General features: G+C 34.4%; 18 protein-coding genes and 1 tRNA gene. 18 read left to right on the top strand and 1 reads right to left on the bottom strand.

Going from position 1 to position 26,655, the window contains the following annotated elements; translation table 11 throughout:
- The first annotated feature begins 25 nt into the window (after positions 1 to 25).
- The 14 genes from JC605_RS04010 (at position 26) to JC605_RS03945 (ending at position 22,458) form a co-directional block, all read left to right on the top strand.
- Complete coding sequence (locus JC605_RS04010) at positions 26 to 1,564, top strand: alpha-N-arabinofuranosidase (RefSeq protein ID WP_198854975.1); 1,539 nt, start codon at positions 26 to 28, stop codon at positions 1,562 to 1,564.
- Positions 1,565 to 1,575: 11 nt separating this feature from the next.
- Positions 1,576 to 3,198 (top strand): arabinan endo-1,5-alpha-L-arabinosidase, encoded by a 1,623-nt coding sequence (locus JC605_RS04005; protein ID WP_198854974.1) that lies wholly within the window; start codon positions 1,576 to 1,578, stop codon positions 3,196 to 3,198.
- Between the two features lie 193 nt (positions 3,199 to 3,391).
- Positions 3,392 to 4,336, top strand: a complete 945-nt coding sequence (locus tag JC605_RS04000; protein WP_198854973.1) for a glycoside hydrolase family 43 protein — start codon at positions 3,392 to 3,394, stop codon at positions 4,334 to 4,336.
- A 76-nt stretch (positions 4,337 to 4,412) separates the two neighbouring features.
- Complete coding sequence (locus tag JC605_RS03995) at positions 4,413 to 5,393, top strand: arabinan endo-1,5-alpha-L-arabinosidase (RefSeq protein ID WP_233074024.1); 981 nt, start codon at positions 4,413 to 4,415, stop codon at positions 5,391 to 5,393.
- A gap of 12 nt (positions 5,394 to 5,405) precedes the next feature.
- Positions 5,406 to 7,385, top strand: coding sequence for a glycoside hydrolase family 127 protein (locus JC605_RS03990; RefSeq protein ID WP_233074023.1), 1,980 nt, complete (start codon positions 5,406 to 5,408; stop codon positions 7,383 to 7,385).
- A 45-nt stretch (positions 7,386 to 7,430) separates the two neighbouring features.
- The gene (locus tag JC605_RS03985) at positions 7,431 to 8,546 is read left to right on the top strand and encodes a family 43 glycosylhydrolase (RefSeq protein ID WP_198854972.1); all 1,116 of its coding nucleotides are present in this window, start codon (positions 7,431 to 7,433) and stop codon (positions 8,544 to 8,546) included.
- A gap of 291 nt (positions 8,547 to 8,837) precedes the next feature.
- A complete protein-coding gene (locus JC605_RS03980) occupies positions 8,838 to 10,529 on the top strand; it encodes a ribulokinase (protein WP_198854971.1) in 1,692 nt (563 codons plus the stop codon).
- Positions 10,513 to 11,214, top strand: a complete 702-nt coding sequence (locus tag JC605_RS03975; protein WP_144216206.1) for an L-ribulose-5-phosphate 4-epimerase — start codon at positions 10,513 to 10,515, stop codon at positions 11,212 to 11,214. Before JC605_RS03980 ends, JC605_RS03975 begins: the two co-directional genes overlap by 17 nt.
- 154 nt (positions 11,215 to 11,368) lie before the next feature.
- Complete coding sequence (araA, locus tag JC605_RS03970; protein WP_198854970.1) at positions 11,369 to 12,877, top strand: L-arabinose isomerase; 1,509 nt, start codon at positions 11,369 to 11,371, stop codon at positions 12,875 to 12,877.
- A 140-nt stretch (positions 12,878 to 13,017) separates the two neighbouring features.
- Positions 13,018 to 14,202, top strand: coding sequence for an aldose epimerase family protein (locus tag JC605_RS03965; protein ID WP_198854969.1), 1,185 nt, complete (start codon positions 13,018 to 13,020; stop codon positions 14,200 to 14,202).
- A gap of 192 nt (positions 14,203 to 14,394) precedes the next feature.
- Positions 14,395 to 17,682, top strand: a complete 3,288-nt coding sequence (locus tag JC605_RS03960; RefSeq protein WP_198854968.1) for a T9SS type B sorting domain-containing protein — start codon at positions 14,395 to 14,397, stop codon at positions 17,680 to 17,682.
- A 194-nt stretch (positions 17,683 to 17,876) separates the two neighbouring features.
- On the top strand, positions 17,877 to 21,689 hold the full coding sequence (locus tag JC605_RS03955) for a T9SS type B sorting domain-containing protein (protein ID WP_198854967.1): 3,813 nt from the start codon (positions 17,877 to 17,879) through the stop codon (positions 21,687 to 21,689).
- Between the two features lie 42 nt (positions 21,690 to 21,731).
- The gene (locus tag JC605_RS03950) at positions 21,732 to 22,202 is read left to right on the top strand and encodes an OsmC family protein (protein WP_198854966.1); all 471 of its coding nucleotides are present in this window, start codon (positions 21,732 to 21,734) and stop codon (positions 22,200 to 22,202) included.
- Between the two features lie 115 nt (positions 22,203 to 22,317).
- Positions 22,318 to 22,458, top strand: coding sequence for a hypothetical protein (locus JC605_RS03945; protein WP_198854965.1), 141 nt, complete (start codon positions 22,318 to 22,320; stop codon positions 22,456 to 22,458).
- A gap of 66 nt (positions 22,459 to 22,524) precedes the next feature.
- Here JC605_RS03945 and JC605_RS03940 read toward each other — a convergent pair.
- Positions 22,525 to 22,604 (bottom strand) — tRNA-Leu (locus JC605_RS03940).
- Positions 22,605 to 22,890: 286 nt separating this feature from the next.
- Here JC605_RS03940 and JC605_RS03935 point away from each other — a divergent pair.
- The 4 genes from JC605_RS03935 (at position 22,891) to JC605_RS03920 (ending at position 26,326) form a co-directional block, all read left to right on the top strand.
- Positions 22,891 to 23,832 (top strand): ribose-phosphate pyrophosphokinase, encoded by a 942-nt coding sequence (locus JC605_RS03935; RefSeq protein ID WP_198854964.1) that lies wholly within the window; start codon positions 22,891 to 22,893, stop codon positions 23,830 to 23,832.
- A 107-nt stretch (positions 23,833 to 23,939) separates the two neighbouring features.
- Positions 23,940 to 24,551, top strand: coding sequence for a 50S ribosomal protein L25/general stress protein Ctc (locus JC605_RS03930; protein WP_026727205.1), 612 nt, complete (start codon positions 23,940 to 23,942; stop codon positions 24,549 to 24,551).
- 345 nt (positions 24,552 to 24,896) lie between these two features.
- Positions 24,897 to 25,574: an aminoacyl-tRNA hydrolase gene (gene pth / locus JC605_RS03925; RefSeq protein ID WP_198854963.1), complete on the top strand. Its 678-nt coding sequence runs from the start codon at positions 24,897 to 24,899 to the stop codon at positions 25,572 to 25,574.
- Between the two features lie 140 nt (positions 25,575 to 25,714).
- Positions 25,715 to 26,326 carry a superoxide dismutase gene (locus JC605_RS03920; protein ID WP_091490394.1) on the top strand — a complete coding sequence of 204 codons (612 nt, stop codon included), beginning with the start codon at positions 25,715 to 25,717 and terminating at the stop codon, positions 26,324 to 26,326.
- Positions 26,327 to 26,655: the final 329 nt, after the last annotated feature.

The following is a 26,655-nucleotide window of genomic DNA, read 5'->3' as shown; positions in this document are numbered from 1 at the left end:
GCTTTCCTCTACAATAAAAACCATTATGAAAAAAGCACTTTTAATCTCATTTCTTATTTCGTTTTGTAGTCAGCTGAATTTCGCGCAGACGACAATTACTATTAAAAATTCTGCTGATGCACCTACAATTGACAAAAATATCTACGGTCATTTTGCAGAACATTTAGGCCGTTGTATTTACGGAGGATTTTTTGTGGGAGACACTTCAAAAATTCCAAATACAAATGGAGTAAGAAATGATATTATTAAGGCTTTAAAAGATTTAAAAATTCCAAACTTAAGATGGCCGGGAGGATGTTTTGCAGATACATACCATTGGAAAGACGGAATTGGACCACAAGAGCAAAGACCAACTATTGTAAACAAATGGTGGGGCGGAGTAACCGAAGATAATAGTTTCGGAACACACGATTTCTTGAATATGTGCGAACTTTTAGGAGCAGAACCGTATTTATCTGGAAACGTAGGAAGCGGAACTGTTCAAGAATTGGCAGATTGGGTTCAGTACACAAACTTCAGCGGTAAAAGTCCAATGAGTGATTTACGTGCTAAAAATGGAAGAAAAGAACCTTGGAAAGTAAAATACTGGGGAATTGGAAATGAAGCTTGGGGATGTGGAGGAAATATGACTGCAGAATACTATGCAGGAGAATACAGAAAATATGCGACTTTCATGTCGGACTGGGAAAATACGGGAGGAATTACAAGAATTGCTTCAGGATCAAACAGTGCAGATTACAATTGGACAGAAGTTTTAATGAAAGGCATTCCGCTAAATATGTTAGGCGGAGTTGGAGTTCACCATTATGCTGTAATTGATTGGGGTAAAAAAGGAGATGACAGAAATTTTACTGAAGAAGGCTATTTCAAAACGATGCAGTCTGCTCTAAAAATGGAAGAATTGGTTACGAAACATTCTGCTATTATGGACAAATACGACCCTGAGAAAAAAGTAGCCATGATTGTTGACGAATGGGGAGGCTGGTATGAAGTTGAAAAAGGAACAAATCCAGGGTTTTTATATCAGCAAAATACAATGCGTGATGCAGTTTTAGCTGGAGCAACTCTTAATATTTTCAACAACCATTCAGACCGTGTTCGTATGGCAAATTTAGCACAATGTGTTAACGTTTTACAAGCCGTAATTCTTACTGATAAAGCTAAAATGATTGTAACGCCAACATACCATGTAATGAAAATGTACAGCGTGCACCAAGATGCAAAATTATTACCAGTAAGTTTCGAATCGCCATCATACACTTTTAATGGAGAAAAACTTCCAGCAGTTTCAGCATCAGCATCAAAAGATAAAAGCGGAGCGGTTCACATTTCATTAGTTAACGTAGACGCAAAAAACAAAAACAAAATCGAAATTGATGTAAAAGATTTAGGTGTGAAAAACTTTACAGGAACGGTTATAACATCGGCTAAATTACAAGATTACAATTCATTCGAAAATCCAAATAAAATTGTCCCAACAGCTTTTAAAGGTTTCGAAAACAAAAAAGGAAAACTTGAAATCACTATTCCTCCTTTCTCAGTAGTTGTTTTAGAAGGAAAATAAAATAGAGGCAAATGAAAAAAGAAAACTTCATTTTAAAAACCATTTCGTTCGTCGGATTTTTTGTTGCAACGATTTTAATTACAAGTTGTTCCAAAGACGATCCAGCGGTAAAAACACCAGATCCAGATCCTGTGGTGACGCCTCCTGTGGTCACACCAACGTTTAACGGACCAACTTATGCTGACAATTATACTGCATTTGCAAGTTGGGCAAGTAGATCACAATGGAATCTGGCAAATGTACACGATCCATCAGTGGAGAAATCTGGAGAATATTATTATATGTATCAAACAGATGCTTCTTACGGAAATGCGCATGATGGTAAAGGGCATTTTTTCTACAGAAGATCCAAAGATTTAATCAGCTGGGAATTTATGGGGCCTTCAATGCTTCAGGCTCCAGCTTGGGTAAAAGATTCTTTAAATAACAAAAGAGCGAGAATGAGTCCGGCTCTTCCTCCTATAGAAAATCCAAATTACGGATTTTGGGCGCCTTGTGTTCGAAAAGTTGGGAACGTTTTCAGAATGTATTATAGCATTGTAGTAACAAATCCAATTACGGGAACAGATACCAATACTTCTTGGACAGAACGTGCTTTTATCGGTTTGGCTGAAACAACAGATTTAGCTTCTAATAATTGGGTTGACAAAGGAATGGTAGTCTGCTCAGAACCTGACGGTGTAAAAAGTTATGTTAGAAACGGAGGAAACGATTGGGATGCTTATTTTAAATTCAATGCCATTGATCCGAGTTTTATTGAAACTCCCGAAGGCGAACAATATCTAATTTACGGTTCATGGCATTCTGGAATTGCAGCTCTAAAATTAAATCCGACAACAGGAAAACCAGATAAATTAAAAACAATCGACGATTACGGAGTTCGAATTGCAGGTCGCGGAAATGTAAATACAAACCGTTGGCAGGCGCTCGAAGGGCCAGAAATTATCTATAATCCAGAGACTCAGTATTATTATTTGTTCTTAGCTTATGATGAATTATCGGTTGCGTATAATACACGTGTGGCACGTTCCAAAAATATTCTTGGGCCTTATGTGACCAATACAGGAATGAGTATAACAAACGGAGCAGAATGTTATCCTTTGATAACACATCCATATCAATTTAAAAATCATACGGGCTGGGTTGGATTTTCGCATTGCGCTGTTTTTCAAAACCCAGACACTAAACAATGGTTTTATGCTTCACAAGCACGTTTGCCAGAAGGAGTTGCCGGAATTGCCGTTTCAAATGCAGTAATGATGGGACACGTGCACGGAATTCAATGGACAGAAGATGGCTGGCCTGTAATAGAACCAGAACGTTACGCAGGAGTGCCAACAACCACTTTTGCAGAAGGAAATCTAGTTGGAACTTGGGAACAGATTACGCTAAATTACCAATACAAAACCATGCAGAAAGCAGTCACGATTTTTTTAACTGCCGATAAAAAAGTAAGCGGAGATATAACGGGAACTTGGTCTTATGATCCCGCAAAAAAAATAGCAACCATAAACGGAGTGAAATGCAATGTAGTTGACGCTTGGGATTGGGAATCGGCAACCAGAAAAGTGACTTTAACCTATACCGGAATCAATAGTGCAGGAATATCCGTTTGGGGTAAAAAAATAAATTAAAATAGAGCCACAGATTTCGCAGATTAAAAAGATTAAAAAAAATCTGTGTAAAGTAAAATAGTCACAAATTTCAAGAATTTCCACAAATCTTAATTCGTGAAAATTGGTGCAATTCGTGGCAAAAAAACAGACTTAGATTTTAAAAATAAATCCATTTAATCTGTGAAATCTGTGGCAAAAAAATAAAGTAACAATGAAAAACCTATTTACAAGCCTGTCCATTTTGTTTTTATCGATTGCAGGAACTGCACAATCGGTAAAATTCAACAATCCTATTATTACAGATAAATATACTGGAGATCCTGCAGCATTGGTTTACAAAGACAAAGTGTATTTGTATGCAGGCCATGATGAAGCACCAAACGATTTTAATTTTTATAAAATGAATGAATGGCTGGTGTATTCTTCTTCTGATATGAAAAAATGGGAATCGCATCCGGTTCCATTGAAAGTAACAGATTTTAAATGGGCGAAAAGTGACGCATGGGCTTCTCAGGTAATAGAAAGAAACGGAAAATTTTATTGGTATGTAACAGTTGAACATGGTACTGTTCCAGGGAAATCAATTGGAGTTGCTGTGGCAGATAATCCGCTTGGACCTTTTAAAGATGCATTAGGAAAAGCATTAATTACCAACGATATGACCAAATTTAGCGATATAAGCTGGGACGATATCGATCCGACAGTTTTTATCGATACAGATGGACAAGCCTATTTATTTTGGGGAAATACCGCCTGTCATTATGCTAAATTAAAAGAAAACATGACGGAAATAGAAGGCGAAATTCATCACATAAAACTGCCAAATTTTACCGAAGCACCGTGGATTCATAAACACAAAGATTGGTATTACTTGTCATACGCTTATGAGTTTCCAGAGAAAATTGCCTACGCCATGAGCAAATCAATTACAGGGCCTTGGGAATTTAAAGGGATTTTGAATGAATTAGCGGGAAACAGTAATACGAATCATCAATCAATTATTGATTTTAAAGGACAATCGTATTTCATTTATCACAACGGAGCATCAAAACCAAATGGAGGAAGTTTTAGAAGATCGGTTTGTGTCGATAAATTATTTTATAATAAAGATGGAACGATGAAACGCGTCGTAATGACATCTGAAGGAATTCAATAGGTTGTCAGTCTGAGCGAAGTCGAAGACAGTCGCAGTTTTCAGTTAACCAAAAACTTAAATTTCTTATATAACTTATATGGTTTACAAAAACATAAAATATACAATTTCGGCTTTTCTAATGTTCACATTTTCTGTGGTTATGGCGCAGGAAATTGTCGTGCATGATCCTGTTGTTATCAAGCAAAAAGGCACTTATTATTTGTACTGTACAGGAAACGGAATCAGTGTTTTCAGTTCAAAAGATTTGAAAAAATGGAATAAAGAACCACAGGTTTTTGCCGAAAAACCAATTTGGGCAGATGGCGTTGCGGCTGATTTTAAAAATCATATTTGGGCGCCGGATATTTCATTTCACAACAACACCTATTATTTGTATTATTCTGTTTCTGCTTTTGCTAAAAATACATCAGCAATTGGTGTTGCCACTAATACGACTTTAGATCCAAAAGATAAAAACTACAAATGGGTCGATCAGGGAATTGTAATTCAATCACAGCCAAACAGAGATATGTGGAATGCCATTGATCCCAATTTGGTTTTTGATGAAAACAATACGCCTTGGCTTTCATTTGGTTCTTTTTGGGAAGGATTGAAATTGGTAAAATTAAATCCCGATTTAAAATCAATTGCTCAGCCTCAAGAATGGCATACAATTGCAAAACGCAAAAGAACTTTCGAATTAGCAGATTCAGACCCAGGAGATGGCGCGCTAGAAGCTCCTTTTATCTTTAAGAAAAACGGTTATTATTATCAATTTCTTTCTTGGGATTTATGCTGTCGCGGAGAAAAAAGCACTTATAAAGTCGTTGTTGGAAGATCTAAAAATGTAACGGGACCTTATTTGGATAAAGAAGGAAAACAACTCAATCAAGGCGGAGGAAGTTTAGTAGTTCAAGGCGACGAAAACTATTTTGGAGTAGGACATAACAGCGCTTATACTTTTGACGGAAAAGATTATATGTTTTACCATGCTTATGAAAAGAAAACCAAAGGAACGCCAAGATTAGTAATTCGAGAAATGCAATGGGACGCCGATTTATGGCCTGTTTTAAAATAGAATACAAAAGTAATGATGAAATACAACTTACCAATTTTAACGATTTTCATGTCACTACTAGTTTTGGTTTCCTGTAAAGAGACCAAAAACAATGTGGTGCAGAATAAAACATCGGCCTTAAAAGCAGGTTACGAAATCGAACCAGTTAACATTCAAAATGTAAAACTGACAGATTCTTTCTGGCTTCCAATTATTAAAAGAGTACAGGAAGTAACGATAGAATACGCTATTAAAAAATGTGACGAAGAAGGTCGTTTTGAAAACTTTTTAATTGCCGGAAAACAAAAGACAGGAACAACAAGAGGAGATATGCCTTTTGATGATACCGATGTTTACAAAATTATTGAAGGAGCGTCGAATACTTTAATTAGCGCACCAAATCCGAAATTGGAAAGAGTTTTGGATTCTATGATTGCCATTGTAAAAATTGGTCAAGAGCCAGATGGATATATTACAACTTGGAGAACTATAAATCCTGCAAAACCGCCAGCACCTTGGGTTCCTGTAATTGAAGGAAAACGTTGGGAATCTTTACAGATTAGCCACGAATTGTATAATCCTGGACATTTAATTGAAGCTGCTATCGTGCATTACGAAGCAACAGGAAAAACCAATTTCCTAGACATTGCCATAAAAGCTGCCGATATGTTGGTAAGAACTTTTGGCGATAATCCAGGACAGGTAAAAGGAGTTCCAGGACATCAGATTGTAGAAACTGGGTTATTGAAATTATATCAAATTACAGGAAAAGAAGATTATCTGAAATTGGCAAAATACTATTTGGACAATCGCGGAAATCCTAATAATCATAAATTATACGGAGAATATGCTCAGGATCACATGCCGGTTATAGAACAAAAAGAAGCCGTAGGACATGCCGTTCGTGCCGTTTATATGTATGCAGGAATGACCGATATTGTGGCACTGACTAAGGATAAAGCCTATGAAAATGCTGTAAATACGATATGGAATAATATGGTGAACAAAAAAATGTACATCACAGGCGGAATCGGATCGAGACATGATGGAGAAGCTTTTGGAGCTAATTACGAATTGCCAAATCTAACGGCTTACAATGAAACTTGTGCAGCAATTGGTGATGTGTATTGGAATCACAGATTACATAATTTATACGGAAAATCAGAGTATTTTGATGTCATCGAAAGAACCATGTACAACGGATTAATTTCGGGTATTTCGCTTGACGGAAAACAATTTTTCTATCCAAATGCCTTAGAAGCAGATGGTGTTTATAAATCAAACAGAGGTTCTTGTACACGTCAAGGTTGGTTTGATTGTTCTTGCTGTCCGACAAATTTAATTCGTTTTATTCCATCAATTCCAGGATTGATTTATTCGAAAACAAAAAACGATTTGTATGTGAATTTATATGCTTCAAACAATGCTTCTTTCACATTAGGAAAAACAGATTTACAGATTTCGCAACAGACTTCTTATCCTTGGAATGGAAAAGTTGGAATCTCAGTTAATCCTAAAAAAGAAAGCAAATTCACGATTAAACTTAGAGTTCCAGGTTGGGCAAGAAATGAAGTTTTACCAGGAGATTTATATACGTATAAAAAAGCTTCTACTCAAAAACCAACTATTACTGTAAATGGAGAAGTATTGGCAATTCAGCCTGAAAATGGCTATTTCAATGTGACCAGAAATTGGAAAAAAGGAGACAAAATCGCTCTTAATTTCCCGATGGAAGTTCAAGAAGTTGAAACGAATTCTAAAGTTGAAACAAACAAAAACAAAGTGTCTTTAGAATATGGTCCGCTAGTTTATGCTGTTGAAGAAATCGACAATAAAAACAACTTTGATAAAATAGATATTTCTTCTTCAGATACTTTTAAAGTGAGAAAAGAAGCGAATTTACTGCAAGGTGTAAATGTGATCGAAAATTCAAAATTCGAAGCCATTCCCTATTATTCTTGGTCAAATCGCGGAGTTGGGAAAATGAAAGTGTGGATTGATTTTAAAGACTGAATTAATTCCTTACCAATAAATTAAATACAAACAAACCAGTATAACATGCAAACAAACATATTAAAAAATTGGGCACTTTCAGCCATTGTTTTTGTAAGTGTTTCTTCCTGTACAGATAAAAAAGCAGAAAAAGAGTTGTCTAAAAAAGAAGCGGCTACTACAAAAACAACCTTAACTAATAAACCTATTGTTTTGCAAAGAGCAGATCCTTTTATCTATAAGCATACAGATGGGTATTACTATTTTACAGGATCGATACCAACCTACGATGCTATAGAGTTAAGACGTGCCAAGTCTATTGATGAACTTCAAAATGCTGAAACCTTTAGAGTCTGGGAAAAACATAAAAGCGGACCAATGAGCCGTCATGTTTGGGCTCCTGAAATTCATTATTTAGATGGAAAATGGTACGTGTATTTTGCAGCAAGCGAAGAAAATGATATTTGGAAATTAAGACCGTATGTTTTGGAGTGTACAGGTCAGGATCCTTTACATGATAAGTGGATTGAACTTGGACAAATGCAGGCGGCTGATGCAGATCCAAAAAGTTTTACCGATTTTTCTCTGGACGGGACTGTATTTGAGCATAAAAATAAACGCTATTTCTGTTGGGCAGAAAAAACAGGCGGACAGTTCGCAGCTTCTAATTTGTATTTGGCCGAAATGGAATCGCCCGTAAAACTAAAAACAGTTCAATTTATGCTAACGACTCCAGATTATGATTGGGAACGCATAGGTTTTTGGGTAAATGAAGGTCCTGCAGTTCTTAAACACAAAGGGAAAATTTACATTACTTTTTCAGCAAGTGCTACTGGTTCTTGTTATAGTATGGGAATGATGGAAGCAGATGAAAACGCTGATTTACTAGATAGAAATTCTTGGAAAAAATCCAGATATCCAGTATTAAAAACCAACGAAGCAAAGAAAATTTATGGACCAGGACATAACTCATTTACAGTAGATGAAAACGGAGAGCCATTAGTAATTTATCATGCAAGAGATTACGAAAAAGCTGTTGGCGATCCAAAAGTTGTACCTGCGACAGATAAAAGACCGTTGAAAGAAATTATTGCAGATCCGCTGTATGATCCTAATCGTCATGCAAGAATGATGAAATTAAAATTTGATAAAAACGATACACCAATATTCGAATTTAACTAAAAACGTCAAATAATAATGACGAAAATTAGTCCGAAAGTAAGTCAGTTTAAAGTAAATGGAAGCAAAGTTTAGTACAATTTTCCAGCTTATTCTGTGACCATCTTGAAGATTAAGATGAAATAATCGCAACATTATAAATGTAACATTGACATTTATTTTCTGTTTTAGGCTTAAATCTTTGTTTTGATGCATTTTTTGTAAAAATTACGAAGCAGAATTTTATTAAGTGTTTTTTGTACACTTATAAAATTTTAATAATTATATTTGTCAATATTTTAAAATAAAATACGAATGAAAAATTATGTAATAGGATTGGACTACGGAACAGATTCTGTTCGTGCGGTGCTTATTGACACAGAAAATGGGCAGGAGTTGGCATCGAATGTTTCTCATTACAAAAGATGGAAAAACAAGCAATATTGTGACGCTTCTATAAACCAATTTCGTCAGCATCCTTTGGATCATATCGAAGGATTGGAAATTACAATTCAAAATGTTGTAAAAGAAAGTAATGTTGATCCGGCATTGGTTCGCGGAATTTGTATTGATACAACAGGATCTTCTCCAGTTCCAGTTACAAAAGACGGAACGCCATTAGCATTGACAAAAGGTTTTGAAGAAAATCCAAATGCCATGATGGTTTTATGGAAAGATCATACTTCTATAAATGAAGCAAACGAAATTAACGAACTGGCAGTAAGCTGGGGTGGAGAAGACGTAACAAAATACGTTGGAGGAATTTATTCTTCTGAATGGTTTTGGGCAAAAATCCTTCATATCGCAAGACAAGACGAAGCGGTTAGAAATGCAGCACACACTTGGATGGAACACTGCGATTTAATGACGTATTTATTGATTGAAGATAAAGATTTAAAAACCTTCAAAAGAAGCCGTTGTGCAGCAGGACATAAAGCAATGTGGCACGCAGACTGGAACGGATTACCGCCAGTTGAATTCTTAGAAAAACTGCATCCATATTTAGCGACTTTACGTGGCAATTTATATGATGAAACTTATACGTCAGACTTAGTTGCTGGAAAATTAAGCCAAGAATGGGCAGATCGTCTAGGACTTTCTACAGAAACAGTTGTAGCTGTTGGAACTTTCGATGCACATTCTGGAGCAGTTGGAGCTAAAATCGAAGAGAATACTTTAGTTCGTGTTATGGGAACTTCAACTTGTGATATTCTTGTTGGTTCTTATGATGAGGTTGGAACAAAAACAGTTAGAGGAATTTGTGGACAAGTTGATGGATCTGTAATTCCAGGATTTATTGGTCTTGAAGCAGGACAATCTGCTTTTGGTGATTTATTGGCTTGGTACAAAGAACTTTTAATGTGGCCTACGGAACATTTATTAGGAACATCTTCTGTTTTAAATGATGCTCAAAAAGAGCAGTTAAGAGAAGAATTCAGTGATAAATTAATTGTTGAATTGACGAAAGAAGCAGAGAAAATACCAGTTTCAGAAAGTCTTCCAATTGCTTTAGACTGGATTAACGGAAGACGAACTCCAGATGCAAATCAAGAAGTAAAAAGTGCCATTTCAAACCTTTCTTTAGGAACAAAAGCGCCTCATATTTTTAAAGCTTTAGTAAACGCAATCTGTTTTGGAGCGAAGAAAATTGTAGATCGTTTCGAAGAAGAAGGAGTGAAAATTGACAGCGTTATCGGAATTGGCGGTGTTGCTCGTAAATCGCCTTTCATTATGCAGACTTTGGCTAACGTTTTAAACAAACCAATTAAAGTTGCAGCTTCAGACCAAACTCCTGCTTTAGGTGCAGCAATTTACGCAGCTGTTGCAGCTGGAATTTATCCAAATATAATAGAAGCAAGCCAAAAAATTGGAAGCGATTTTGACGGAGAATATTTCCCTCAGACAGACAAGGTTGAAGCGTATCATAAATTGCTTTTAGGATACGAAAAATTAAGTGCTTTTGCAGATCCAACTATTAAAATTTCTCAAAATGAGTTCTCTTTATAAAGATTTAAAACAAGAATGTTACGAAGCCAATATGCAGTTAAATGCATTGAATTTGGTGGTATATACTTTCGGAAATGTAAGCGCTGTGGATAGAAAAAATGGTGTTTTTGCCATTAAGCCAAGCGGTGTTCCTTACGAAGATTTAAAACCTGAAGATATCGTAATTGTCGATTTTGATAATAATGTTATCGAAGGCACAATGCGTCCGTCATCTGACACAAAAACACACGCTTATTTATATAAAAATTGGCCAAATATTGGTGGCGTTGCACATACTCACGCAACATATTCTGTGGCTTGGGCACAATCGCAGCAAGATATTCCAATTTTCGGAACAACACATGCGGATCATTTAACAGCTGATATTCCGTGTGCGCCCCCGATGGCAGATCATTTAATTGAAGGAAACTACGAGCACAATACCGGAATTCAGATTTTGGATTGTTTCAAAGAAAAAAATCTTTCTTATGAAGAAGTAGAAATGATTTTAATTGGAAATCACGGCCCGTTTGCATGGGGAAAAAATGCTGCAAAAGCGGTTTACAACAGTAAAGTCTTAGAAGTTGTCGCAGAAATGGCGTACCTGACTTTACAAATAAACCCAAATGCACCAAGATTAAAAGATTCATTAATTAAGAAACATTACAACCGTAAACACGGAAAAGATTCGTACTACGGACAGTAAAGGTTTTGTTTCAGGTTTCAGGTTTTTTTGTTTCAAGTTGTTGGGACGTAAAATTTGGAATGTGAAACAAACAAAACAGAAACAATAATATAACAAATCGAGTTTTCAGATTCCAATAACGTGAAACCTGAAACTTGAAACAAAAAATAACAAAATGATAGACATTTCTCAAAAAGAAGTATGGTTTGTAGTAGGAAGCCAAGAATTATACGGTGAAGAAACACTTAGAAAAGTAGCAGAACATTCTCAAATAATGGCAAAAGGATTAGATGCTTCATCTTCAATTCCAGTAAAAGTGGTTTACAAAGATGTGGTAAAATCTCCTTCGCAAATTTTAGATGTTTGTTTGGCAGCGAATTCTGAGAAAAATTGTATCGGAATTATTGCTTGGATGCATACTTTCTCTCCAGCAAAAATGTGGATTGGCGGATTAAATATCCTTAAAAAACCATTATGTCACTTGCATACGCAATATAATGCTGAAATTCCTTGGGGAAGCATTGATATGGATTTTATGAACTTGAACCAATCAGCTCACGGAGATCGTGAATTTGGTTTCATCATGTCTAGATTACGTAAAAAACGTAAAGTTGTAGTTGGACATTGGGAAGATCAAAGAGTTCAGAAACAATTAGGAATCTGGTCAAGAGTTGTCCTGGGATGGGATGAACTTCAAAACCTAAAAGTAGCTCGTATTGGAGACAATATGCGTGAAGTTGCCGTTACAGAAGGTGATAAAGTTGAGGCGCAAATTCGTTTTGGAATGTCTGTAAACGGATACGATTCTTCAGACGTTACAAAACATATTGAAAAAGTAACAGACAAACAATTAAACGATTTATTAGCAGTTTATGAGTCTTCTTATAACTTAACTGATTCTTTAAAAGAAGGCGGAGCACAAAGAAGTTCGTTAGTTGAAGCTGCGAAAATCGAATTAGGATTAAGAGCTTTCCTTGAAGAAGGAGGATTTGGAGCTTTCACAGATACATTTGAAAACCTTGGAGTTTGGAAACAATTGCCAGGAATTGCAACACAAAGATTAATGGCCGATGGTTATGGTTTTGGTGGAGAAGGAGACTGGAAAACTGCTGCAATGGTTAGAGCTTTAAAAGTAATGTGTATTGGTTTAGAAGGCGGAACTTCTTTCATGGAAGATTACACGTACCATTTTACACCACAAAAATCATACGTTTTGGGTTCTCACATGTTGGAAATCTGTCCATCAATCGCTGACGGAAAACCTTCTTGCGAAGTGCATCCATTAGGAATTGGCGGGAAAGAAGATCCAGCTCGTTTGGTGTTTAATTCTCCTGCAGGAGACGCCATCAATGTTTCTTTGGTTGATATGGGAACTCGTTTCCGTTTAATTGTAAACGAAGTTGAAGCTGTTAAACCAATGGCAGAATTACCAAAACTTCCTGTTGCTAGAGTTTTATGGGATTGTAAGCCAAATTTAGAAGTTGCAGCAACAGCTTGGATTTTAGCTGGAGGAGCTCACCACACGGTTTACAGCCAATCGATTACAACAGAATATATGGAAGATTTTGCAGATATTGCTGGAATCGAATTATTGGTAATTGATGAAAAAACAACCGTAAGAGAGTTTAAAGATAAAATCAATGCTAATGAAGCATATTTCCATTTATTCCAACACGGACTATAAGACAGTAAAACGTAATTTGTTAGATGTTAAATGTGAAAAAAAAAGAAAAAGGTGATTTTTACATTTATAAAATGATTAAATTTCACATCTGACATTTTATATCTAACATCTAACTTTTACAAACCAAAAAACTACAATTTATGAATGTATTAAAACGCTCTCTTTTCATATTAAGCATGCTTGGTATTGCTATAGTTTCAGTTCAGTGTAAAGGCGATAAAAAAGCTAATACAGAAAAAGCTGAAACCGATGCAAAAGCTTTAGTTACAATTGACAAATCGGAATACGGAACTACTGCTAAAGGCGAAAAAGTAGAAAGCTATAAACTGAAAAACCAAAATGGGATGGAAGTAGACATCATCACTTTTGGCGGAAGAATTACAGATTTGAAAGTGCCTAATAAAGCAGGTGTTTCTGAAAATGTAGTAATCGGATTCAGTTCTCTAGCGCAATACGAAAAAGAAAATCCATTTTTTGGAGCTTTAATTGGAAGATACGGAAACCGAATTGCAAAAGGTAAATTTTCATTAGACGGAAAAGATTATCAATTGGCAATTAACAATGCGCCAAATGCTTTACACGGTGGTCCGCAAGGATTTTTTAATGTGGTTTGGAAAGCTGATGAGGTTAAATCTGGTGAAACAGCATCTTTAAAATTGTCTTACTTAAGTAAAGATATGGAAGAAGGTTATCCTGGAAACTTAAAGGTTTTTGTGACTTATACATTGACAAATGACAATCAGTTAGAAGTTTTATACGAAGCAACAACAGACAAAAAAACGGTTGTTAACTTAACGCAGCATTCATATTTCAATTTATCTGGAGATTTCACCAAGACAATCTTAGATCACGAATTGACATTAAATGCAGATAAATTAGTTCCAGTTGATGCAGATTTGATTCCGACAGGAAAATTAGAAGATGTTGCTGGTACGCCTTTCGATTTCAGAACGCCAAAATTAATTGGAAAAGACATTAATGCTAAAAATGATCAATTACAAAAAGGAAAAGGTTATGATCACTGCTGGGTGTTGAATAACCCTGAAAAAGGAAAAACAATAATTGCAAAAGTATATCACGCAGCAAGCGGAAGAGTTATGGAAATGACAACAGACGAGCCTGGAATTCAGTTCTATTCTGGAAATTTCCTTGACGGAACGTTGCCAATGCCAAACGGAGGAACTTTTGCACATAGAACAGGATTATGTTTAGAAACAGAACATTATCCAGATTCTCCAAACCAGAAAAATTTTCCAACAACGGTTCTAAACCCTGGAGAAAATTATAAAACTAAAACTACTTTTAAATTCTCGGTAAAAAAATAGTTTTAGAATCTGTTAATTAGTTTAGTAATTCTCTAAAAACCTCGAAAGTGTCTGACTTTCGGGGTTTTTTGTTTTGAAGATTATTTAGTTTCAAAGAAATATTTTTTCAACCCTATTTCTGTCATTTGATTCTTATATTTGGAGTTAATAATCAAACCTAAAAATTTAAAAGAGAGGCCAAAAATTACTTAAATGAGAATAACTATAAATCAAAAAAACAAATTTAATACAGCAATTTCGTTTTTATTTTTTCTGTTTTTTCAATGCATAAATGCGCAGATAACATTGACTCATAATGTTGGAACAACACTTGTTAAGACTAGTATGTATACTTGCGATAGAGATGAAGCCTGGTCGAAATTATTTACATTATCAGATTTTGGTATAAAACCAAACGAACAATTTGTTATTAGATCGGGACAAATTGGAATTAGTAAATCTGATGAAGGTTCAAATTTATATTTTACTGTCTATAGTATCGACGACAATTTTCCTGTTTTCTTTTATTCTTCATTTCCAAGAACGGTGCTTGGAAGCCGTAGTTTTAATCCAACGAGAGTTATTAATGGTGCTCCAGAAATTTTCCAGTTTGATTTTGATGAACCAATAGTTGTTCCGGCTGGAACTAAAAGAATAATGGTCACAGTGCATAAGATAAAAGATATTTATAATCCAAAGTCGGGAGAAGTCTTTATTGCGGGTACTGCACAAGACAATGGAGAATCGTGGTATTTAGGCTGTGACTTAAATCATGGACTATCGCGTACTACAGATTTGACTATTCCTGTTCCAGATGCAAATTTTTATATCAATGTGACGGGCGAAGTATTTGATACAAAAAGTTTAGGACCAATCACTAGAATCTCACATAACCTCAATGACGAATTAATAGATACTGGTATACATTCATGTACATCGGCATATATTTATTGGGCAAGAACTTTTAACTTAAAAGATTTTGGTATATCAAATAATGAGGAATTTATAATTAATTCGGGGCAAGTTGGAATTAACAAAACAGGTTGGCTAGCTGAAATTAGTTTTAATATCTATGAAATTGATGATAATTTCCCATGTTCTTTCTCTGAAAAAAAATTAATAGGAAGCAGTCAATATGAAGAGCTGCGGCCGAGTATTGATGAGAACTCTCAGATTATACAAGTAGATTTTGATAAACCAATCAAAATTCCAGCTGGTGTAAAAAAAATTCTGGTAGAAGTTCATAAAGGAATTGTTTATGGAGATGGAGTTGCCTTTATAGCGGGTACAACACAAAGTGAGGGCGTGTCATGGCAACGAGGTTGTACAACACTAGTAGGATATCCTGATCTTGGAAATGGCTATGTTTCGACTGCTGATTTTGGAAAACCGCAAGCCAATTTTTATATCAACGTGACAGGAAATGTAAATAAGGTTAAAAATAATGTTTTTGAAATGAACATTTCGAATATATGTTCTGAATTCTTAAAAGAATTTAGTGTTAGTGATCAGTCAAAAATTGCTTCAATTATATGGGATTTCGGAGATCCAGATTCAGGAGCAAATAATGTTTCTACAGATTTATCTCCCTTTCATGATTTTTCGGCCGATGGAAAATATACTATTACCGCCAAGGTTACTGGCAAAGATGGAACTGTTGAAAATTTATCGGAAACAATTGATGTGAAAGAACCGCCTAAAGCATATGGAATCAATAATATTTACGCTTGTGAAAATAGTTTAAACACAGGATTTTCTACCTCTTTTGATACTTCAACAGTTACGCAGCAGGTTTTGGGAACTCAAACTGAAAAAATAGTTACTTTCATAGACAGCAAAGGCAATAAGTATGAAACATTGCCAAACCCATTCGCAAATACAGTTAAAGATAGAGAAACGATTACTGTTAGGGTAAGTCACGATGACAATCCTTGTTGCTATTCTGAAACTACATTTGATTTAATTGTAAATCAATTGCCAAATTTATCTCCAATTTCAGATTTGGTTGTTTGTGATAATGGAAATGGTTTTGCTCAATTTGATTTAAAACCAATAGAGACAATTTTAGAAACTTCTGCTGACTTAAAAGCTGAATTTTATCATCAAAACGGGCAGAAGATACAAGGGTCATTAAATGCAGTTGCGAATCTAATAGCCAAAGAAGAAAAAATTACTGTCAAGGTTGTCAATACGAATACGAATTGTTATAATGAATCGACATTTAAATTAATAGTAAGTCCGGTTCCTGCTGCAAATTCTTTACAAGAATTAATAGGCTGTGATGATAACAATGATGGAATTTCGGAATATTTTGACACTTCAAATGTTGAATTAACCGTTTTAGGAAATCAACAAGGAATGAAAGTTTCTTATTTTGATAATAATGGAAATCCATTAGCAAGTCCGTTGCCTAATCCTTATACAAATACAACTAAAAATCAAGAAATAATAACTGTTAGAGTAACTAATATTTTAACCAATTGTTATAAGGAAACGACATTAGTTTTAAAAACAACTTCGCAACCTCAAATTAATAAACCATCCAATAAATATGCCTGCGATGAAGGAAATGGTTTTGCCACTTTTGATATGTCCGGCATAGAAAAAGAAATTATAGGAAATCAATCAGGGCTTAAAGTAATGTATTTTGATAATAACGGAAACCAATTGGCAAGCCCATTTCCAGCCTTATTTCGAAATACACAGTCAAAATCCCAAACAATAAAAGTAAAAGTAGAAAACCAAACCAATAGCCTTTGCAATTCTGAAACAAATTTTGATTTATTGGTGAACGAATTGCCTACTGTAAAGGTCGAAAAAACATATTTTCTATGTAATCTAGAGACTTCTTTACATGTAAATGTTGAGAATAATTTAGATAGTTACAGCTGGAAATTTGGCGAGGATAATGTTATTTCAAATACTAACGAAGCAGATTTGGTAAATGCAGGAAAGTATACTCTTGTGGTTGGAAAAATTCAAAACGATATTTATTGTGAAAACAAATTTGAGTTTGAATTGATACGATCGACTCTTCCAACTATTAAAGAAGTAAGATACAAGGAATTGTCAGATAACAATTTTATTGAAATTATCCCAACATTCGAAGGGAATCTAGAATATTCTATAGACGGAATAAACTATCAGGATAGTAATTATTTTTCTAATGTTCAGGGCGGAACTTATATTTCTTATCTGAGAGATAAAGAGGGTTGCGGTGAAGACACTAAAGAAGTTACAGTAATTGATTATCCTAAATTTTTCACACCAAATAGCGATGGCCATAATGATCTTTGGCAGATAGCAAGTAGTAAAAAATACCCAAATTCAAAAATATCTATATTTGACAGATATGGCAGATTATTGAAAGAACTTTTTGCAAATGATCTAGGTTGGGACGGATTCTACAATGGAGCAGAAATGCCGACAGATGATTATTGGTTTAGAGCTAATTTTGATAATAAGACTATTTTTTCAGGGCATTTTTCATTAAAAAGATAATTTACTGGAATAAATTTTATAGCAACGGTTTTTAAATCTATCAGAAAATTATAAAACAAAAACTATTTTTAAGGTTTCTGTTCAAAAGAATTGTTTAGTTCTAATTTTAAGAAAAAATGAAGATCTTAATAGGAATTATTATTTGATATTCTTTAGTGTAAATGTTTATTTTTACGCGAATTATTGTATCATTTATGCTAAAAATATTATCCGTAATTTTCTTTTTTTCGTTAGGTTGTTATGCACAAGGAGAGGCAAACATTTGGTATTTTGGAGATTTGTCAGGGGTTGATTTTAATGGTGTATCACCAGTTTCTTTAAAAGACAGCCAAATGTATGCAGATGGCGGATGTTCGAGTATTTCTAATGCAAACGGAGAATTGTTATTTTATACTAACGGAGTGGTTGTTTGGGACAAGCTTCATAATAAAATGTCAAACGGAAGCAATTTAGGAGGCAGTTATGTAATAGGCCAATCAACAATTATAATTCCCAAACCAGGATCAAATAATATTTATTATATAATAACAAGTCCTGGATTAGATATAAACATGAATTCGTCTACAAAATACACAGAAGTAGATATGAATTTAAATGGCGGATTAGGAGATGTGACTGTCAATAAAAATGTACCAATTGCAACTGGTACTTGCAGAAATATAGCGGCTATAAAAAAACCAAATGATATCGATTACTGGTTTATTCTCCATAATGAAATTGATGACAAATTTTATGTTTACAGTATTACTTCTGCGGGAATTATCACTAATCCAATAGTAAGTAGCTCTAAATCTGCAAATGATGGAGGTTTGTTTTTTTCAGGATATTTAAAGTTTTCACCAGATGGATCAAAAATTGCAATGGCAGCCTATGGTGCAGGAACAACTTTATTTGACTTTGATGTCAATAACGGATTAATATCTAATCCACAGATTATAAATAATCATTATGACTGTTATGGAGTTGAATTTTCTCCTTCAGGAGATGTTTTATATACAACCAGATCAGATATATATAAAAATCAATTAATTCAATACGATTTAACGGCTTCAAATATTCAGTCTACTGAAAAAATTATAGGTAGCGGTCACAATATGGGATTTTACGGTTCTATGGGGTCTTTGCAATATGCTCCCGATGGCAAAATATATCTTTCATTTACCAATTCTTATGCCTTGGGTGTTATTAATGACCCTGATAATGTGGGGCCAAGTTGCAATTATAATCCAACGGCTCTTAATATCTTTGGAGAAACTAATGCAGATCTCCCACAGTTTGTAAGGTCAGTACTTGATTTTTCAATAAAAACAAAGAATAATTGTTTGGGAGAAAACACCTCGTTTTCATTAACAGGCAGTCAAAATCTTGTGTCTATAGTTTGGGATTTTGGTGATGGGACTACAAGCACAGATAAAAATCCTTCTCATACGTATACTTCAGCAGGAAAATATATTGTCTCTGTATCTGCTACAAGTGCACTTGGAAAAAACCTCAAAAGGAAAAAAGAGGTTCATATTTCAGAAATACCTGTAGCAACCCAACCTCAAAACGTATTAGTTTGCGACAACGATAATGATGGGTTGTATTCTTTTGACTTAACTACGCAGAACAAAGCTATATTAAATGGACAAGATTCTGATTTGTTTATAGTAAATTATTTTTCTAATAATAAAATAATTGATTCACCTGAAAATTACATTAATTCGGTTTCTTATCAGGAGGAAACTATAACTGCCGAAGTTTCAAATAAAAACAATACAGAATGTAAAAGCATCACAACTTTTAAAATTGATGTATTTGACACGCCATTTCCTAATTTATCCACAGCAATTCAGGATTTAGTTTCATGCGATAATTCAAGTTTTGGAAGTGACAATGATGGTAAAGTTATTTTTGATTTGACTCAAAGAGCTACGGCAATTTTAAACGGGCAGTCAGCGATGCAATTTCTCTTATCCTATTATAAAGATGAAACCTTAACACAGCCTATTCTTACTCCAGAAAATTATCAAAACACAAACTTAAAAGAAACTATTTTTGTCAAATTGGTTAATAAAGATAATCCCAATTGTGTAGCGGTTACTTCATTCAAAATTGAAGTTTTGGTTTTGCCAGATATCAATAATGCAATTGATTTAAAGCAATGTGATGATAATATTGATGGTTTTAGTGCTTTTAATTTAGAAGAATCCATCAGTAAAATAACTTCCAATTTAAACAATGAAGATATTTCTTTTTTTAAAACTGCCCAAGATGCACAAAATAGTACTAATCCTATTTTGAATACAACAAATTATATTAATCAGGTTGCTAGTGTCGACAGAGTATTTGTTCGTGTAACCAATAAAAATGGATGTTACAGAACCGCACAATTAAATCTTATTGTATCTACAACTCAAATACCAAAATCTTTTAGAAAAAGCTTTGTGCAATGTGATGATGCAATTTTAGGTACAAATACAGACGGAATTGCATCTTTTGATTTTAGTGACGTAACCAATCAAATTCAAAATATATTTCCAGCGGGACAGCAGTTAGATATTACGTTTTATACAAATTTATCGGATGCACTTGCAGAGAAAAATAATATTTTAGACATCTCAAATTATAGAAATACAGGATCTCCAAATACTCAAGATATTTATGTACGTGTAGATAATAAATTAAGTAATGACTGTTTAGGGTTAGAAAATTGCATTACCCTTACGATTGAACCAATTCCATTAATACAACCAATGGAACAAATTCATTGTGACGATGATCATGACGGATTATATGCCTTTGATACATCAGCAATTGAAAACAATTTATTGAATGGTTTGAACAATGTTACAGTTTCGTATTTTGATCAAAATAATAATGAGTTATCAAGTCCGTTGCCAAATCCTTTTATAACATCGACACAAACAATAAGTGTTGTTGTTAGCAATAATAATTTACCATCTTGTTCTTTTGCAAGTACTTTGAAGTTTATCGTTGATGACTTGCCTCAAGCTTTTTCTATTGACGCATCCTTAACTACTGTTTGTGATGATGAAGTAGATCCAGCTCTGCAAGACGGAAAATACGCGTTTGACACTTCTGATTTTCAAAATACAATTCTTGGAGGACAAACCGGAATGATTGTAAAATATTCAGATGGTAATAATATTGAATTGCCGAGTCCGTTGCCCAACCCTTTTATTACTTCTTCTCAAAATATAAAGGTTGAAGTTAGCAATCCTTTAAATTCTTCTTGTATTGCCAGTACAATTATTCCGTTTATTGTACGACCAAAACCGGTTATTAAATTAGAAGGAGAGGAGCTGGTGTGCAGTGATCTGCCAACTTTTACAAAAATTATCAATGCAGGTTTATTAGATGAAACTCAAAAAGGAAATTATAGCTATAGCTGGACATTTAATGGTAATTTAATTGAAAGAGAAAACAATTATGATTTGACTGTAAATAAAAAAGGAATTTATAAAGTAGAAGTGCTTGATAACGAAGGGTGTTCTGCAACAAGAACCATTACAGTAAATGCATCTGATAAAGCAACATTAGAAATAGAAGTTGTCGATATGTCTTCAGATAATGCGATAACAGTTTTGGCTACTGGTGCTGGCGATTATGTTTTTTCTTTGGATGATAAAAATGGTGATTATCAAACAAGCAATATATTTACAAATGTGCCTGCAGGAATACACAATGTTTTTGTTAAAGACTTAAATGGTTGCGGTGTTGTTGCACAAGAAGTTGCAATTTTAGGAATTCCTAATTATTTTACTCCCAATCAAGACGGGTATAATGATACATGGAATTTAAAAGGAATAAATCCTATATTCACCTCAAAGACTAGTGTACAAATTTTTGATCGCTATGGTAAATTTATAAAACAAATTAATCCAATAGGAGAAGGTTGGGACGGAACATATTTAGGACAGCAAATGCCTTCAGCAGATTATTGGTATTCAATTCAACTAGAAGACGGAAGAATCTTTAAGGGGCATTTTAGTTTAAAGAGGTAAAACATACTAAGGCATATTCTGCAATGGTAAAAAAGTAAAAAAATGGCATATAAACATCTATTTAAAGCATCGTTAAGTTGGATTTCAAACAAAAGTTCAGAAAATACAACTTCAAAAATTTACACCAAAAACCATCAAATTCAAATTGAAGGAAAACCCGTTTTAGATATTTCAGCCGCAAAAGCCTTCAAAGGCGATCCAGTATTATATAATCCAGAAGATTTATTATTGAGCAGTTTAGTTTCTTGTCACATGATGTCATACTTATATGTCTGCTCCCAAAACGGAATAGAAGTTTTAGAATATTCAGATAATGCTGAAGCAACTTTAGAAGTAAATCAAGATGGAAGCGGGAGTTTTACAGAAGTTAGATTGAATCCAAATGTTACGATTGGAAACTCATATAAAATAGAATTGGCTTTAGAACTTCATAAAAAAGCAAACCAACTATGTTTTATTGCTAATTCATGCAATTTTCCTGTTTTGCATGAGGCGAGTTGTAAAGTTGTTTAAAAAATAAAAATCAATATGGTTTTCCGTAATATTCTAAAGGGACTATTCGGGTTATTTGCTTTAGAGATTTATTAAATCTCGACGAAAGATTTTTTAACTTTAAAACAATTAAATTATGGAAGCAATTCAAGCAATTAAACCAGGCCCAAAACCTAAAACACCAGACGGGACACCAGATGAAAGAAGAAGGGTCGCTCCTCGAAATCAACCAAAACATCCAATTTTAAAACCTCATATCCATAAACCAAAGGATTAGACACAGGAGTGTTGTTTTGAAATAAGGTAATAAAAAAACCTCTTCCGTTAAGAAGAGGTTTTTAAGTACCCGGAGCCGGAGTCGAACCGGCACGGTTTCCCACAGGTGTTTGAGACCAGCGCGTCTACCAATTCCGCCATCCGGGCTTAGCAGACGAAAAAATAAATGATAAATCAATTATTTTAACGCAATAGAATGAAGTCATAAATGGCGTCATTCCTTTAACACGGTGCAAATGTAAAAAATAATTTTAAACGAACTACTAAAAATACTTAAATTTTTGCTTTCAGTGTTCAATAAATTTTATAAATTTGCAGCTCGTTAAAACGAAGCACACACAACTAACTACATCCGAGACATTTATACGCTTCCGCTTTATCCAGGTATAAAGTAGAATTTTTTAAACGTAACGGAATAAAACAACACATTACAATGTCGCACCTAGAACCAGAAGCTAAAATTTTTGCTTGTTCACAAAGTGTTTATCTTGCAGAAAAAATTGCAAAAGACTACGGGATTCCGTTAGGAAAAGTAACGATGTCAACGTATAGTGACGGAGAATTTCAGCCGTCTTACGAAGAGTCAATAAGAGGGTTGCGAGTATTTATCGTTTGTTCGACTTTTCCAAGTGCAGATAATCTGATGGAATTGTTGTTAATGATTGATGCTGCAAAACGCGCATCAGCAAGACACATTACAGCAGTTATGCCTTATTTTGGTTGGGCAAGACAAGATAGAAAAGACAAACCAAGAGTTCCGATTGGAGCAAAGTTAGTAGCAAACCTATTAACTGCTGCAGGAGCAACAAGAATCATGACAATGGATCTGCATGCAGACCAAATTCAAGGATTCTTTGAAAAACCAGTAGATCATTTATTTGCATCTACAATCTTTTTACCATACGTAGAAAGTTTAAATTTAGAAAATCTAACAATTGCATCTCCAGATATGGGAGGTTCAAAAAGAGCATATGCTTATTCTAAGTTTTTAGCATCAGATGTAGTTATCTGTTACAAACAAAGAAAAGCAGCCAACGTTATCGACACTATGGAACTTATTGGTGAAGTAAAAGGACGTAACGTAATCTTAGTAGACGACATGATCGATACGGGAGGAACATTAGCGAAAGCTGCCGACCTAATGATCGAAAAAGGAGCGCTAAGTGTAAGAGCAATTTGTACACACGCTATTTTATCTGGCGGTGCGTATGAGAAAATTGAAAATTCGAAACTAACAGAATTAATCGTAACAGATTCTATTCCGTTAAAGAGAGAATCAAAGAAAATAAAAGTGGTAAGTTGCGCGCCTTTATTTGCAGAGGTTATGCAGATGGTTCACCACAACAATTCCATCAGTGGAAAATTCATTATGTAAAAGCAGTAAGTCGCAAGCTTATTTACTTTGCATAAAAAAGCCTAAAGCATATTGCTCAAAGCTTGCAGAAAACAAGAATATTTATTTAATAACTATATTTTTTTACAATGAAATCGATTACAATTAAAGGATCAGAAAGAGAAAGCGTGGGCAAAGTGTCAACTAAAGCCTTACGTAATGCTGGAGCGGTTCCTTGCGTGTTATACGGAGGAAATCAAGCAGTACACTTCTCAGCAGACGCTGCAGCGTTCAAAAACTTGGTTTACACTCCAAATGCACACACAGTTGTGATTGAGCTTGGAAAAGGAAAATCATTCAATGCAATTTTGCAAGATATCCAAGTTCACCCAGTTACTGACAAAATTTTACACATTGACTTCTTCCAATTATTTGATGATAAAGAAATCACAATGGAAGTTCCTGTGAAAATCGTTGGTACATCTAAAGGTGTTCTTGCGGGAGGTGTTTTACGTTTGAACCAACGTAAATTAAAAGTTAAAGCTTTACCAGCAAATCTTCCTGATTTCGTTGAAGCTGACATCACTCCACTTGAAATGGGTAACAAATTATATGTTACTAAAGTTGGAAAACCAGAGTACAAAATTATGCACCCAGACAACACAGTTGTTTGTCAAGTGAGAATTTCTCGTGCTGCTATGAAAGCTGCTCAAGAAGCTGCAAAAGCTGCAAAAGCTCCTGCAAAAGGAAAGAAAAAATAATTTTTTTCACTCAATACAAAAAGCCTCAATCTTACGATTGGGGCTTTTTTTTTGAAGATTCTAAGTTTCTAAGATGCTGAGAGACTAAGTTTTTTTCATCGTTGTCAGGCTGAGAGAAGTCGAAGTCCGCGCAAAGTATGGAATTTAGATTGTCGAGTTTCTTGTTAGGCTTCGACTTCGCTCAGCCTAACAACACGAAATAAGGAATCAAGATAAATCGGTATGATCAACTAACCTGCGAGAGAACTCTTTTTGTGTTCTTTGCACATCTCGATAGAAACTATTTCTTAGCGTAAATCCTTCGCGCTCTTTGCGGTTAAAAATAATTAGTCCTATTTTTGCCTAATGATAAAATGGATAACAAAACTGTTTTCATCAATACCAAAAGAAGAGAACGCAGAAGACATTATGAAACTGGAGGTTCACGAACACCAAAAAAACAATATAAAAAACGTGAGTAAAAAATATTTAATCGTAGGATTAGGAAATATCGGAGCTGAATACGTAAACACGAGACATAATATCGGATTTAAAGTGCTTGATTTTTTAGCTAAAAAAGAAAGTCTTTCATTCGAAACCGTAAAATTAGGTTCAATGGCAGAATACAAATTTAAAGGAAGAACCTTTTTTCTTTTAAAGCCAAACACTTACATGAATTTAAGCGGTAAAGCGGTAAAATATTGGATGGATAAAGAGAATATTCCGCTAGAGAATATTTTGGTCATTACAGACGATTTAAACCTGTCATTCGGAACAATTAGAATCAAGCCAAAAGGAAGTGATGGAGGCCATAACGGACTTAAAAACATCAATTTGGTTTTAAATACACAAAATTATACTCGTTTTAGATTCGGGATCAGTGATCAATTCAAAAAAGGACAGCAGGTGGATTATGTTTTAGGAGAATGGAATGCTGAAGAAGAAGCAAAACTGCCAGAACGTTTAGAAACCTCTGCCGAAATAATTAGAACTTTTGGAACAGCAGGTCTAGAAAACACTATGACAACTTTTAATGGAAAATAAAGATTTTCAGGTGTTTATGTGATAAAAATGTAAATTATCAGTTAATTAAATTCAATTATAACGAAATAGTATTTTCAATTCCAAAGTTAAATGTCTAAATTTGGGATAAATTATTTATAAACCATAAAAATCATAATACCATGGCTTTTGAATTACCACAATTACCATATGCATACGATGCATTAGAACCACATATTGATGCGCGTACAATGGAAATCCACCATACAAAGCATCACAATGCATATACTACAAATCTTAACGCAGCAATCGCTGGAACAGATTTAGAGGGAAAAACAATCGAAAATATCTTAATCAATTTAGATAAATCTAACGCTGCAGTTCGTAACAATGGTGGAGGTTTCTACAACCACAACTTGTTCTGGACTGTAATGTCTCCAAACGGAGGAGGTTTGCCAACAGGAGATTTATTGGCTGCAATTGAAGCTTCTTTCGGATCTTTCGAAGAATTTAAAGCAAAATTTGCTAAAGCTGGCGCAACACAATTTGGTTCTGGATGGGCTTGGTTAACAGTTCAAAAAGGAGGAAAATTAGAAGTTGTAGGTACTCCAAATCAAGATAATCCATTAATGCCAGAAGTTGCTGGTCACGGTGGAACTCCAATCTTAGGAATGGATGTTTGGGAGCACGCTTACTACTTAAACTACCAAAACAGAAGACCAGATTATATTGAAGCTTTCTTCAGTGTAATTAACTGGACAGAAGTTGCTAGAAGATTTGCTTTAGACAAATAAGAAAATAGAGTAAAGAATAAAGAAAAAAGACGAGCACTGTGCTCGTCTTTTTTTTTATCTGTACATATTTCGTCTATATAATCTTTGTTCTATTTTCTTTCATCTATTCTCTCAAAAAAAGAAAAATAAAAAAGGTGGAAATTCTTCCACCTTTTTTGCCCCAAATCTACCATAAACTTAACCTACTAATGTTATGGTCTTGTAAAGGTATGGTGGATATTTTTTTCATAGAAACTTATCAGATAAAAAGCAACAATATCCGATTAAAGACGTATAAAGCTTGTTTTTGAAAATCATGAATTTATTTCAATAAAAAAGGCGGATGTTAC

The organism is Flavobacterium sp. IB48, from assembly GCF_016405855.1.
In the GTDB taxonomy this organism is placed as follows: Bacteria; Bacteroidota; Bacteroidia; order Flavobacteriales; family Flavobacteriaceae; genus Flavobacterium; species Flavobacterium ginsengisoli.
Note: the sequence above shows the minus strand (reverse complement) of the source record. Positions and strands in the feature narration are given on the sequence as shown.